Genomic DNA, 12,613 nt, shown 5'->3' with positions numbered 1-12,613 from the left:
TTGGGTAGTATTAAATGACGAAGCTTCTGTAAATAGCATGGAATCTAAATTCCCGGATGTAGTCAAAACCATTTTTGGTGATTATGCTGAGCAAAGAAATTTAGAAATGGGTCTTCAGTCCTTTGATGGAGCTTATTTTAATCAAGAATATCGTTCATCCATTACCGGCAACTCTAATAAATTATATTCTACTATACTGGGAGGGATTGCTTTTATAATTCTCGCCATAGCAGGTATGAATTTCATGAGTCTTACTCTTACAAGAGCGTATCGCAGAAGTCATGAAATGGGCATTCGAAAAGCAGCCGGTGCCCAATCCCGGCAAATAAACTTTCAAATATTTGGAGAAGTATTTGTGACCTGTGGCATTTCTTTTATTACCGGACTAATGCTTGCAGAACTTGCCACTCCTTTCTTCCAGCAAATGACCGGAAAATCCTTCCAGGTAAATCTATGGCAGGACCCAATGTTATGGCTATTTCTCCTCGGTATGGTACTGATTCTAACTCTTATAACCGGCAGTTACTCTGCTTTTCGAATGGCTCACAAAAAAGCCTCTCATTTATTTTCATCACAGCGGACAATAGAGCGAATTCCACTATTCGTTAAAGGATTGATTGGAACTCAATTTGCCTTAGCCATCACTTTTCTGATTGCTACCTTTACTATGAACGAGCAATTGAACTACCTGCTAAATAAAGATCTTGGATATTCCACTTCAAACATGATAACCGTGGAATTGGATATGGAAGGAGATAAAGGCAAACAAGTTGCTAATCTCTTCAGCAATGAAGTCCGTCGCTTGCCCGGCATTCAAGAAGTGTCAACCATTGGAGGGCACTATCGTTCTGACCCCCAATATGTTGAGTTCAAATCCGGATTTGGCATGGGAACGTATGGAACCTCATCAACCATAGAAGGCTTTGATGGTAGAATTAATTTGGAAATTGTGGATGAGCATTACCTTGAAACTATGGATATAGAACTTTTAGCAGGCCGTAACTTTTCTCCCGATCGTCCTTCAGATATCAAAAATGGACTCCTCGTAAATCAAACCTTTGTGGAAACAATGGGATGGGATAATCCGGTTGGCCAGGTTATAAGCGATAAAAATGAACGCAGGACTTTAACGTTGAATGGCAAGAAAGTCATTGGAGTTGTTAGTGATTTCCATTTCAAACCCCTTTATGAACAATTACAACCCATTGCATTACAACATATAAATAGCAGGGATTTCGGCCCTCCCGGAACCATTCTGGTTAAGGCTTCTCCTGGTAATTTGGGAACCACTATTACTACTCTTTCTGAACTTTGGGAAAGAGTAGTCCCGGAAGAGAATTTCAACTATAACTTCCTAGATGAAATGGTCGCCCTCCAATACATGGAAGAGCAACGCTGGAGAAATATTATTCAGTTTGCCTCTTTTATGGCTATTGCCCTCGCCTGTTTTGGGTTATTCGGACTGGCTGCCTTGTCCGCCCAGCGGAGGACCAAGGAGATCGGCATCCGAAAAGTGATGGGCGCTACATTGACAAATATTGTAACATTACTCTCCAAAGATTTTGTAAAGCTGGTGTTTGCAGGCTTTATCATAGCCATACCGATTGCATGGTATGCTATCAATCAGTGGCTTAGCGAGTTTGCATACAGAATTGAAATCGGCCCGGCTATCTTTATATTTGCCGGTGTTACCGCATTAACCATTGCCCTGTTGACGGTTAGCTGGCAATCCATCAAAGCCGCTGTGGCAAACCCCGTAGATAGTTTAAGAAGTGAATGATAATAGCTATCAGCTCTCAAACTTCAGCTTTCAGTTTTATCGAGATCGAAAAACACTGAAAGCTGATCGCTGACGGCTGAATGCTCAAAACAAAACTTATGATCCAACTAAAAAATATTGACAAATACATCGACAAGCGGTTCCAAAGAACCTTCATCCTAAAAGGCATTGACCTGAATATTGAGGAGGGGGAATTCGTGACGATCATGGGGCCGAGCGGCGCCGGAAAATCGACTTTGCTGAACATCCTTGGGTTTCTGGATGACGCTTCGGAAGGTGAATACAAATTCTTGGGTGAACCGGTTCACAACCTCAGCGAAAAGCAAAAATCGAAATATCACAAATCACATATTGGGTTTGTGTTTCAAGCCTATCACCTGATCGATGAAATGACAGTGTATGAAAACATCGAGATGCCGCTTCTCTACAGAAAAGTTTCAGGAAAACAACGCAAAGCCATGGTAGCTGATATTTTGGATCGGTTTAATATTGTCGCCAAGAAAGATCTTTTTCCGCCCCAACTTTCGGGCGGACAACAACAGGTAGTGGGCGTAGCAAGAGCCATCATAGGAAGCCCCAAATTACTGCTGGCGGATGAGCCGACCGGAAATCTTCATTCCGAACAAAGTGAACAGATCATGGACATGTTCAAGAAGCTCAACGACGAGGGAGTAACCATCATACAGGTTACCCATTCCGAAAAAATGGCAAGCTATGGCAATCGGATCATTAATCTCAAAGATGGAGTACCTACTGAGGAAAACCCCTACGAATCCGAATAATACCTATTCCTTTAGCATGTGAAGCATAGCAAGCCGGGCATTTTCTTTGATATTACAACCGGCTTCGGGAACATGAAAGTTCATGGAAATGCGGCCAACTTTACCCGGTTCAGTAATCATAACAGTACTGCTTATTAAACCGGCATCCTGGGCATGATCATGAAGGGAGATAAGCGATGTTATATCCTTCGGATTATCCAGAGTTTCATTAAAAAAAGCACGATACGTTCCCTTACTTAATTTCCACCATCCGTAATCGTCTTCAGGATTTTGTTTCTCAGGTTTCAACAATACGGATTGAACCGGTTCAAATTCACTACCCCCAAAATCGAGAGAACCGGCTTTGGTTATCTGGTGAATTTCATTCACTGTGAGGTCAATTTGTGAATCGTTCTGCTGAGTATCTTTATGGATCAGGTTAGAAAGATGTTCCAGAATATTGTCAGACTTCAATAGAAGCATAGTCTTTTGGCTTTATTAACTTTGATCGGTAATTAAACAAATATTCCCATGAACTCCATTCAGTTCCACTAACCACATTCGCATGTTTGATTTTATAAAAAATCTATTTCAAAGAAAAAGAAATGGTAAGCCCGAATCATCTTTTCCTGATCTGGACATCTCATCATTGATCTCCCGAATTAAAAGAAAGGAAAGCGAGAGTGACATTTCACCGGGTTATGCTATCTGCACCTTTGATCATGGAATATTCACTATCCGACTCGACCGCGACATCACCAACAACCATCGTATAACGGTTTGGCAGTGAAATGAACGCATTTACAGTTTTACTGTGTATGCCTCTCAAGGAGAATACAAAAAACTGGAGCAGGCCTATGAACAAGTCATCCAATTTTTGGAAGGCGAGCAAAAGCTATCAGACCTCCCCTCTTCGGATCTCCTGAAAGGGTTTTACTATGGTCATCAACGGTAATTCTTTGCATCAGACAAGATTTAACAAGCAGGCACTTGATTATCTGAACTCTTTGCAGTTAACTGTTGGTTGAACAAAAATTTTATTTATCTCCACTGTAATGAAAAAAGCTGCCTCTACGATCCTACTGTTTACTGCATTATTTGTCCTCAACAGCTCTGTACTAGCTCAAGACAAACAATTGACTGTTGATGATTATGACCGGTGGTCTCATATCGTTGGTGCCGAAATATCACACAGCGGAAATTGGATGGGCTACGGCCTGCGCCCTAATGGCGGCGATGACACCCTGCATGTCGTTTCCTTGAGAAACGATACAGAGTACACCATTCCTCTTGCTCGAAATATTGAGTTTTCAGATGACAGTAAGTGGGCGGCTTACTCCATCACCGTCGATGAAGAAACTCGAGAAAAAATGTCCCAAAGCGGGGATGAAATCTATAGCAAAGCTGAATTGATGAATCTTAGCAGCGGAGAAAAATATACGGTGGAGCGTCTGTCTGATATGGAGTTTTCTGAGGATGGACGATATTGGGTGGTTCATCGGGAAAAACCGGAATCCGACAACAGTAAGCATGAGGGAAGTGATCTGATCGTTCGGGATCTTCAGGAAGGCACCGTTATAAATATTGGGAATGTTTCTGAATTTGCCTTCAATAAAAAAAGTACGATGCTTGCCTATTTAGTGGATGCCAGCGAAAAGGAAGGCAATGGCCTGTATCTCAAAAATCTCAGCACCGGTGCTCTTACAACCCTGGATTCTGACACCGCAACCTACTCTGATCTAACTTGGGATGACGAAAATGCTCGTCGTGCTGACTGGAACAAAAAAGGTAACAGCCTTGCCGTATTAAAAGGAATTACCGTTGACAGCTTGGTTCACACTGAAAACAAATTGTTGGTGTTTCGGAACATACCTTCAAACATCAACAAAACCGTCTTAGATCCTGATACTCAGTCGGGCTTCCCGGATAATATGGTTATCAGTGGAAATAGAAATTTGTCGTGGAGTGCGAATGGGCAAATGGTGTACCTCGGAATTCGAGAGCAAGAACCAACCGTAAAAATGGACAAAGACACTGTAGCCAATGTCGATGTTTTTCACTGGAATGACGATCGAATCCAAACGGTACAAGAGCGGCAGGCTTCTTGGGATCGCCGGTTTACCTATGTGACCTCATTCACTCCCGGAAATTCCAATTTTGCACGTCTCACGGATGATGACATGCGGGACCTTAATTTCTCAGACCATAACCGATTTATGATCGGGCGTGATGAAGAGCCTTACATTAATGATATCAACTGGGGTGTTTCTCCGGCTGACCTGTATAGGGTAAACCTTCAAAACGGAGAGCGGACGAAGTTTGCAGAAAATATTAAGCGAACCAATGGTTTTTCTCCTGATGGACGCTACTACCTCTACCAAAAAATAATGGCACAGGATACCGCCTTATATGTCTATGATGTGGAGCAAAACAGCAGGACCAATTTATCGGAATCCGCCCCGGTTCAGTTTACAAATGCCGAGCATATTTACCCCCACGAAAGCCCCACTTTTGGAGTTGCCGGCTGGACCAAAGATGGTGAGCACGTCATCATGAATCATAAGTATGATCTCTGGATGTTGGCACTTGATGGTTCTGAAGCAGTAAATATTACCGAAGGTCTGGGGGAACAGGAGAAGATCATTTTCAGATATGAAACGCTGAACGAGGAGGAAGAGTACATCGATACTTCCAAAAAACTATTGCTTTCCGCTTTCGGCGAATGGACTAAAAAAGATGGGTTTTATGAGTTAAATATTGGGGATTCACCGGAACCTCTCCTCTTTGCTGATGCGAGTTTCGGAGATATGGAAAAAGCCCGTGATGCAAATCGTGTAATGCTTACCCGTGAGACCTTCGTTGATTTCCCGGATTACTATCAAACCAATTCAAGCTTTAGTAACCTGAAGAAAATTACCGATGCCAATCCTCAGCAAGAAGAATATGCATGGGGTGAAAGAGTGTTGGTGGATTACGAAAATAGTCGCGGTGTAAAATTACAGGGCACGCTGACACTTCCTGCCAATTACGAACCCGGCAAACAATATCCGATGATTGTGTATTTCTACGAGAAAATGTCGGACCGCCACCATCAATATTCCATGCCTGTTTATGATGACCGCCCACACATGTCAACTTACGCCAGCAATGGGTACCTGGTTTTTATGCCGGATGTTGATTTTGAATTTGGAGCACCGGGAACAAGTTCTTTGGATTGCATCACATCTGCCACCCAAAAAGTGATTGATCTGGGCTACGCCGATCCTGAACAAATAGGATTGCAGGGCCATAGCTGGGGTGGATATCAGTCGTCCTTCATTCTCACCCAAACGGATTTATTTGCTACGGTGGTTACCGGAGCACCGCCTACAAATCTGACGAGTTTCTACAATAATATTTACGGGAGTTCCGGCACCAATCATCATGGCATTATGGAAATTGGTCAGGTGCGAATGGGCCGAAATGTAACCCCATGGTCGCACCGAGAAACTTATCAGCGCGAAAACCCCATGTACCACGCCCCGGATATTGAAGTCCCCTTTATGATCTTACATGGAACTGAAGACGGCGCCGTTGACTGGATGCAGGGACTCGAATTTTATAACGCTGCCCGCCGTCTCGACAAAGAAGTAGTGCTGCTCTCCTATCCCGGTGAAGGGCACCATTTGGGACGCGAAGCCAACCAAATTGATTTCCAGATCCGGATGAAGCAGTGGTTTGATCATTATGTCAGAAATGAACCCGCAGCCGACTGGATCATTGATGGCATTCCTTATATCGATAAAATGTACAACAAGGCCGAATAGGAGCAATTGGGAACTATATCACAATTTTGGAACTCCTTCACCATGAGATACAGTTTGAAAGTTAGTTCTACTTAATTATAAAACAATACCAACACATGAGAATACCACTATTAAGATTTGGACTTCTTTCGCTTTTAATTCTGTCGTTCTGTGAGCTTCAGGCGCAATCTGCATCACAGCCGGTTACACTTGAGCGGACCTTTAAAGAAGCTGAATCAATACGTTCATTACGAAGTGTACTTATTCAACAAGATGGAGAACTCATTGGTGAAGAATATTTTCGAAATGCTTCCGCCGATTATCCGTACAACATCAAGTCTGCTTCTAAAAGCGTTATCTCTCTATTAGTTGGTATTGCCGTAGATCAAGGCGAAATCTCGCTGGATGAAACACTCAACGATTACTTCCCCGATTATTTTGAGTCAAACCCAAACCCAGAAAAGGCATCCATCACCATTCGGAATTTACTTTCCATGCAATCAGGTTTGGAAACCACCAGTTTTTATAATTACGGTGCCTGGGTTATCAGTGATGACTGGGTTGAATTTCAGCTGGATCAACCCATGGAGGAAGAACCGGGGGGCAAAATGGTGTATAGTACCGGAACTTCCCATTTGCTTTCCGTAATTCTTACTAAGGCAACCGGGATGAGTACCAAAGCCTTTGCCGAGGAATATCTTTTTGATCCTCTGAATATCAATGTTGGCGGCTGGGACCGAGATCCACAGGGGTACTACATGGGAGGGAATAATTTAGCATTGACTCCCCAAGATCTGCTCAAAATCGGACAGCTTATGTTAAACGGAGGCGACTATGCCGGACAGCAAATCGTCTCTGATGAATGGGTACGTGATTCATTTGGCACTTATACCCGCAGCAACTTCAACCCTTATGATTATGGATATATGTGGTGGAACCGGACGGTTGGAAATTATCGGGTGTATTTTGCATGGGGATTTGGCGGTCAATATGTTTTTATGATTCCTGAGTTAGATTCTGTAGTAGTGATGACCTCCTTTCTGAATAATGCCACACAACGTCGATCTTATAAAGAACCCATCTTTGAATTATTGGAATACCAGATCATTCCCTTATTAGCCCAAAATTAGTATTTGAAATTGCACCCCTCCTCATATCAGCTTCTGAGAAGCTTAAAGACAATTTTTAAAAAAATATTTACAAAAATTTAATTTTTTTGTAACAATTGCACCTCGAATTACTCTTGATAAGTAATGCTTAGGGCTATAAAAAATTGTTGGTAAAACTGGTACAAACAGGAATCATTGATGTTTAAAAACTACATGAAGATTGCGGTAAGAAATCTCCTTAAGAACAAGGTGTATTCTCTTATCAATATAATTGGGTTAGCTATTGGTTTAGCTACCTGCCTGCTGATTATTTTATTTGTTTTGAATGAATGGAGTTATGATGACTTTCACAATAATTCAGAACGTATTCACAGGATAGTGCAAACTACTACATCTGTTGAGCGCGAGGAAGAACAAGCTACTACTCCCTTTCAATTAGGTCCCGTTTTGGATGCTGAATTTCCAAATCAAATTGAAAGCTCAGTTCGCTTTTTTGATATGCAGGAAGAGTCTCATTCCTTTATCAACCGCAGTGACATGTCCTCTTTCAGATTTCAGAGAAGAAAATTTCTACTTTGTTGACTCTACTTTTTTCACTGTTTTTTCATCTGAATTAATTCAAGGAAATCCAGATGAAGCTCTAAAAAACCCTTTTTCTCTCGTGCTTACTGAAACTTTAGCTGAAAAATATTTTGGTACCGAAAACCCCATAGGAAAATCCCTAAACTTCAAAGGGGTTGCTGAAATGACCCTCACCGGAGTGATGAAAGATTGGCCGGATGAATCCCACATGGATATTGATCTGCTGGCTTCTTTTAGCAGTCTGAAGGAAATTTATGCCAACAGTCCCGATTACAACCAAAGCTGGTTCTGGAATCCCATTTGGACCTACGTGTTATTGGATGAAACAACGTCCCCTGATCAGCTTGAAAATCAATTAAGCTCTGTAGTTGAAAACTATTATTACGCTTACTCAGGCTGGCCTCCCGGCGAAACTGTGGAATTAGAATTGCAGCGCATCACAGATATCCATCTCCATTCCAATCGGGATCAGGAAATGCAGGCTAATAGCTCAAGTCTTTATGTGTACATCCTTTTGGTTGTCTCAGGATTCATATTGATTATAGCATGCATCAATTTTATGAATTTATCTACAGCACGTTCGCTGGAACGAAGCCGAGAAGTTGGCCTTCGAAAAGTATTGGGCGGATATCGAAAACAACTATTCAATCAGTTTATTGGGGAATCCTTTTTTGTATCACTTTTAGCTATCATCGTCGGATGCTTTCTGGTTTACTTTGCCTTGCCTTTATTCAATGACCTGACTGGCAAAGAACTTACTTTTAGTCTCTTTAATAGCATCTACACCCTGCCGGCTTTGTTGCTGCTCACCCTGTTTGTTGCCTTTTTTTCCGGGTCATATCCCGCCCTGTTCTTATCCTCTTTTGAACCGGCAGATGTTCTAAAAGGCAGTACTTCAACTGGCAAAGGCGGTACCCTCTTCCGAAAGGTCTTGGTTACTTTCCAGTTTACCCTCTCCGCTATTTTGTTGATTGGGACGGCTGTAATTTTTCTACAGCTTCAATTCATACAGGATAAAAACCTGGGATTTGATAAGGAAAACATTTTACTGCTACCCACTAAGCAAAACCTTATTGCATGGGAGTTTGATACGTTTAAAGAACAGGCGCTAAGTCACGCCCAAGTACAGACAATAAGCGGGATTGGTAAAATTCCGGGATCTGAAGAACAAGAATATTATCGCTACGTACCCGTCGGAACCCAAGAAGGTGAAGACGCCTCTAACCTGGTGCTTCATGTCACCCACGATTTTATGGAAACCTTTGATCTGGAACTTGTAGCCGGACGTTCATTTTCGAGAGATTTTAGCAGTGATGCCACTCAGAACATTCTCATCAACCAAAAGATGTTGAATCAGCTTGATGCTGAAACACCGGAGGAGGCCATTGGAGAGATTTTCTACTTTTATCCGCCGGAAGGAGAACGTGAGCAGTTTAATGTTATAGGAGTTGTTAAAGACTTCAATTATTCTTCCCTTAAAAAAGAAATTGAGCCTCTTGTCATTAAATTACTTGAAGGCACACGAGCTATACTTGGGTCCGTAGAGCATACCGCTGTCGAAATTGCCCCGGACAACCCTGCTCCGGCTATTGAACATTTGGAATGGCTTTGGGAAGAAATAAATCCCATCGATCCTTTTGAATACCGATTCCTGGATGAAAGGCTCAATGAGATCTATGAAGCCGAGCAAACCATGAGTTCACTGGCAACCGCTTTTGCAATCTTATGTATTATCATCGCGTGTCTCGGACTTTTGGGACTGGCCTCCTATTCCGCTCAACTAAAGAGGAAAGAAATTGGAATCAGGAAAAGCCTTGGGGCTTCCATCCCAAATATTATATCCCTGCTCTCCAAAGAGTTTTTGATGCTTGTTGGAATTGCAAATCTCATCGCATGGCCGGTTGCTTACTATGGGGCTTCAAAATGGCTGGCAGATTTCTCTTATAAAATTGATCTGGTGTCAACCCTCCCACTCATTTTTTTAGCTGTGGGATTGGTCATCATAATCACAGCACTGGCTACCGTAAGTTATCATTCCGTTAAAGCAGCAATGATCAATCCTGTGGAAGCAATCAGAAATGAATAAATTCCCCGTTAAAATAAACCCTGTTTTTCTTTAAATATTCACATGCTTTGCTTACAATGATGGAACCTTTAGAAACAGGCATTCATTGGAATAGTATGAAGTGGATTACAAACATATTTGCTCTCTTAATTTGGGCGTTGGCTTTTACCTCTCCAACCATTGGAGAAACGTTGCAGCAAGACACAACTGCTGAAACCAACGTGACCGTAATAACAATTCAAGGCACTATCGGTCCTGCCACCACCAATTATATTACCCGGGGATTGGAAAATGCCATCGCTAATGAAAGTGAAGCGCTTATCATAGAATTAGATACGCCGGGCGGACTCCTAAATTCTACCCAGGATATTGTAAAAGAAATGCTGGCTTCGGAAATGCCTATCGCCGTTTATGTGTCACCTACTGGGGGCAATGCAGGTAGCGCGGGAACTTTTATCACGCTAGCCGGGCATGTTGCCGCGATGGCACCCACTACCACCATCGGAGCTGCTTCACCGATTTCCATGGGAGGCGGACAACAGGACACCGTGATGCAGAAAAAGATTTTTAATTTCTCAGAAAGCTTCATCGAAAACATTGCCAAAGAAAGAGACCGAAATGCAGAGTGGGCAAAATCAGCTGTTAGAGATGGTGAAGCTATAACTGAGACAGAGGCCCTTGAATTAAATGTAATCGATTTTATACCTACCGACCTTAATGAGTTATTAGTCCAAATGGACGGCCTCGAATTTGAAGGAAGAGTACTGAATACTGCCCAAGCTAATATTGAACGCATTGAAGAAAGCTTTGCCGAGAAATTCTTCAGTTTCATTATGCGCCCTGAAATCATGCTGATTTTAACGATGGTTGCTATTTACGGAATTGTTGGGGAGGTGACCAATCCCGGAGCCATTGTTCCCGGTATGGCAGGTGTGATCTCTCTTATTTTATTACTTTATGGATCAGCGGCTATGCCGATTAATGTAGCCGGATTTATTTTAATTGGATTGGCTATTGTTTTATTTGTTTTGGAAGCATTCACCCCAACATTTGGAATTCTTATGACCGGAGGAGCTGTTTCATTTTTCCTTGGTGCACTTATGCTTTTTCAGGATTTCCCCCAAGAAATGCAGTTGGATTGGTATTGGCTTGTCCCGGCTACTATTTTAATGGTGATATTTTTTGGATGGATCGCCACATCCGGCATCAAAGCACAGTTTAGCGGGCATCGAACGGGACTGGAATCCCTTATTGGCAAAAAAGCGAAAGTCATTGATGATGTTGATGAAACCTCAGGACGTGTATCGATTTCCGGGGAATACTGGAACGCTGTAACCGAAGGCGAAGAAATTAAATCTAACGAATGGTGCGAGATTGTCCGCTTCGAAGGACTTACCGTTACCGTAAAACCTTACACTTCAAAAAAGGAGATTGACGATGGAGTCGACTGAAATTTTTTCCGGCTATGTAACATGGGTCATAACACTGGTAGTATTTTTGGTGTTATTAGCCCCTCAAATTTTTAAAATTCTTCGTGAGTATGAACGAGCTGTTGTATTCCGGCTCGGTAAATTCCAAAGCGTAAAAGGGCCCGGATTGATCATCCTCATCCCCTTTATCGATAAAATTGAGCGGGTTGATTTACGTGTTCTCACAATTAATGTAGACCGACAGGAAGTTATTACTAAGGATAACGTTACGGTAAATGTGGATGCGATCACCTTTTTCCGGGTGGTTGATGCCGAAGCTGCTGTCATTCAGGTAGAGCGTTATATCCATGCAACTTCTATGTTGGCTCAAACCACGCTGCGAAGTATCATCGGTCAGGTGGAACTGGATGAATTGCTGGCCAATCGTGAGAAGATCAACAAACAAATTCAGCAAAATATTGATACCCAAACCGATCCATGGGGAATCAAAGTAGTTTCTGTTGAAGTGCGTGATGTGGTACTTCCTGAGAATATGAAACGAGCCATGGCACGTCAGGCTGAGACCGAGCGTGATCGTCGTGCGAAAGTAATTAATGCCGAAGGTGAGTTCCAGGCTGCCGAGCGACTTGTTGATGCTGCCAAGATGATTGAAACGGCACCCGCTGCCTTGCAACTGCGCTTCCTGCAAACCATGAATGAGATTAGTGAGGAAAATGCCACCTTTGCCTTCTTGCCACTACCCATGGATTTCCTGGAAGCTTTCAAGAAAAAAGATCCTTCTGATTTAATCCGGAAGAAAGATAACAGTGGTGAAAGTAAAGACGACAACGACGAGTAAGAAAAATTCTTTACAACAAAACTCGCAGGGCGGACAGATTTGTCTGCCCTTTTTTATTAGGAATGGCTCCGACGCAGAGCGTCGGAGCCATTTTTTTGTTTTAATGACCTATTACTTTATTTCAAATAACTAAGAAGGATTTATGCATATTAATCCATCTTTCCTCTTACATAAACAGGTTTGGGAGTTTCGAAAGGTCTCAAGCGGGGTGATGGATGGATTTTAACCCCAAAAATTTTCTCCGCTAAAGTAACTTATTCTGC

10 protein-coding genes are annotated in these 12,613 nt (G+C 42.4%); 9 read left to right on the top strand and 1 reads right to left on the bottom strand.

Translation table 11 applies throughout. From position 1 onward, the window contains the following. Positions 1 to 37: 37 nt before the first annotated feature. Entirely contained in the window at positions 38 to 1,780 is a 1,743-nt protein-coding gene (locus tag RI561_RS06935; RefSeq protein ID WP_395079505.1) for an ABC transporter permease, read from the top strand. Between the two features lie 98 nt (positions 1,781 to 1,878). Continuing rightward, positions 1,879 to 2,562: an ABC transporter ATP-binding protein gene (locus tag RI561_RS06930; protein WP_395079504.1), complete on the top strand. Its 684-nt coding sequence runs from the start codon at positions 1,879 to 1,881 to the stop codon at positions 2,560 to 2,562. Positions 2,563 to 2,565: 3 nt separating this feature from the next. Here RI561_RS06930 and RI561_RS06925 read toward each other — a convergent pair whose 3' ends face one another. Beyond that, positions 2,566 to 3,024: a hypothetical protein gene (locus RI561_RS06925; protein WP_395079503.1), complete on the bottom strand. Its 459-nt coding sequence runs from the start codon at positions 3,022 to 3,024 to the stop codon at positions 2,566 to 2,568. 82 nt (positions 3,025 to 3,106) lie between these two features. Between RI561_RS06925 and RI561_RS06920 the strand changes: the two genes are divergently transcribed. The 7 genes from RI561_RS06920 (at position 3,107) to RI561_RS06890 (ending at position 12,350) form a co-directional block, all read left to right on the top strand. Continuing rightward, a complete protein-coding gene (locus tag RI561_RS06920; RefSeq protein WP_395079502.1) occupies positions 3,107 to 3,331 on the top strand; it encodes a hypothetical protein in 225 nt (74 codons plus the stop codon). A gap of 265 nt (positions 3,332 to 3,596) precedes the next feature. Beyond that, positions 3,597 to 6,347 carry a S9 family peptidase gene (locus RI561_RS06915; protein WP_395079501.1) on the top strand — a complete coding sequence of 917 codons (2,751 nt, stop codon included), beginning with the start codon at positions 3,597 to 3,599 and terminating at the stop codon, positions 6,345 to 6,347. 95 nt (positions 6,348 to 6,442) lie between these two features. Then, positions 6,443 to 7,456: a serine hydrolase domain-containing protein gene (locus RI561_RS06910; RefSeq protein WP_395079500.1), complete on the top strand. Its 1,014-nt coding sequence runs from the start codon at positions 6,443 to 6,445 to the stop codon at positions 7,454 to 7,456. A 177-nt stretch (positions 7,457 to 7,633) separates the two neighbouring features. Then, the gene (locus RI561_RS06905) at positions 7,634 to 8,017 is read left to right on the top strand and encodes an ABC transporter permease (protein WP_395079499.1); all 384 of its coding nucleotides are present in this window, start codon (positions 7,634 to 7,636) and stop codon (positions 8,015 to 8,017) included. Beyond that, complete coding sequence (locus RI561_RS06900) at positions 7,968 to 10,103, top strand: FtsX-like permease family protein (RefSeq protein ID WP_395079498.1); 2,136 nt, start codon at positions 7,968 to 7,970, stop codon at positions 10,101 to 10,103. The genes RI561_RS06905 and RI561_RS06900 overlap by 50 nt, the downstream gene beginning before the upstream one ends. A gap of 95 nt (positions 10,104 to 10,198) precedes the next feature. Continuing rightward, positions 10,199 to 11,533 carry a nodulation protein NfeD gene (locus tag RI561_RS06895; protein WP_395079497.1) on the top strand — a complete coding sequence of 445 codons (1,335 nt, stop codon included), beginning with the start codon at positions 10,199 to 10,201 and terminating at the stop codon, positions 11,531 to 11,533. Continuing rightward, the gene (locus tag RI561_RS06890) at positions 11,520 to 12,350 is read left to right on the top strand and encodes an SPFH domain-containing protein (protein WP_395079496.1); all 831 of its coding nucleotides are present in this window, start codon (positions 11,520 to 11,522) and stop codon (positions 12,348 to 12,350) included. Before RI561_RS06895 ends, RI561_RS06890 begins: the two co-directional genes overlap by 14 nt. The last annotated feature ends 263 nt before the right edge of the window (positions 12,351 to 12,613 follow it).

This window comes from Gracilimonas sp. (assembly GCF_031581265.1).
Lineage (GTDB): Bacteria > Bacteroidota > Rhodothermia > Balneolales > Balneolaceae > Gracilimonas.
The sequence above is the reverse complement of the archived record's forward strand: the minus strand, read 5'-3'. Positions and strand labels throughout refer to the sequence as shown.

What these genes read in the sequence shown, in the direction of transcription:
- RI561_RS06935 (WP_395079505.1), top strand. Translation starts at nt 38, where the DNA reads ATGGAATCTAAATTCCCGGATGTAGTCAAAACCATTTTTGGTGATTAT.
- RI561_RS06930 (WP_395079504.1), top strand. Translation starts at nt 1,879, where the DNA reads ATGATCCAACTAAAAAATATTGACAAATACATCGACAAGCGGTTCCAA.
- RI561_RS06925 (WP_395079503.1), bottom strand. Translation starts at nt 3,024, where the DNA reads ATGCTTCTATTGAAGTCTGACAATATTCTGGAACATCTTTCTAACCTG.
- RI561_RS06920 (WP_395079502.1), top strand. Translation starts at nt 3,107, where the DNA reads ATGTTTGATTTTATAAAAAATCTATTTCAAAGAAAAAGAAATGGTAAG.
- RI561_RS06915 (WP_395079501.1), top strand. Translation starts at nt 3,597, where the DNA reads ATGAAAAAAGCTGCCTCTACGATCCTACTGTTTACTGCATTATTTGTC.
- RI561_RS06910 (WP_395079500.1), top strand. Translation starts at nt 6,443, where the DNA reads ATGAGAATACCACTATTAAGATTTGGACTTCTTTCGCTTTTAATTCTG.
- RI561_RS06905 (WP_395079499.1), top strand. Translation starts at nt 7,634, where the DNA reads ATGTTTAAAAACTACATGAAGATTGCGGTAAGAAATCTCCTTAAGAAC.
- RI561_RS06895 (WP_395079497.1), top strand. Translation starts at nt 10,199, where the DNA reads ATGAAGTGGATTACAAACATATTTGCTCTCTTAATTTGGGCGTTGGCT.
- RI561_RS06890 (WP_395079496.1), top strand. Translation starts at nt 11,520, where the DNA reads ATGGAGTCGACTGAAATTTTTTCCGGCTATGTAACATGGGTCATAACA.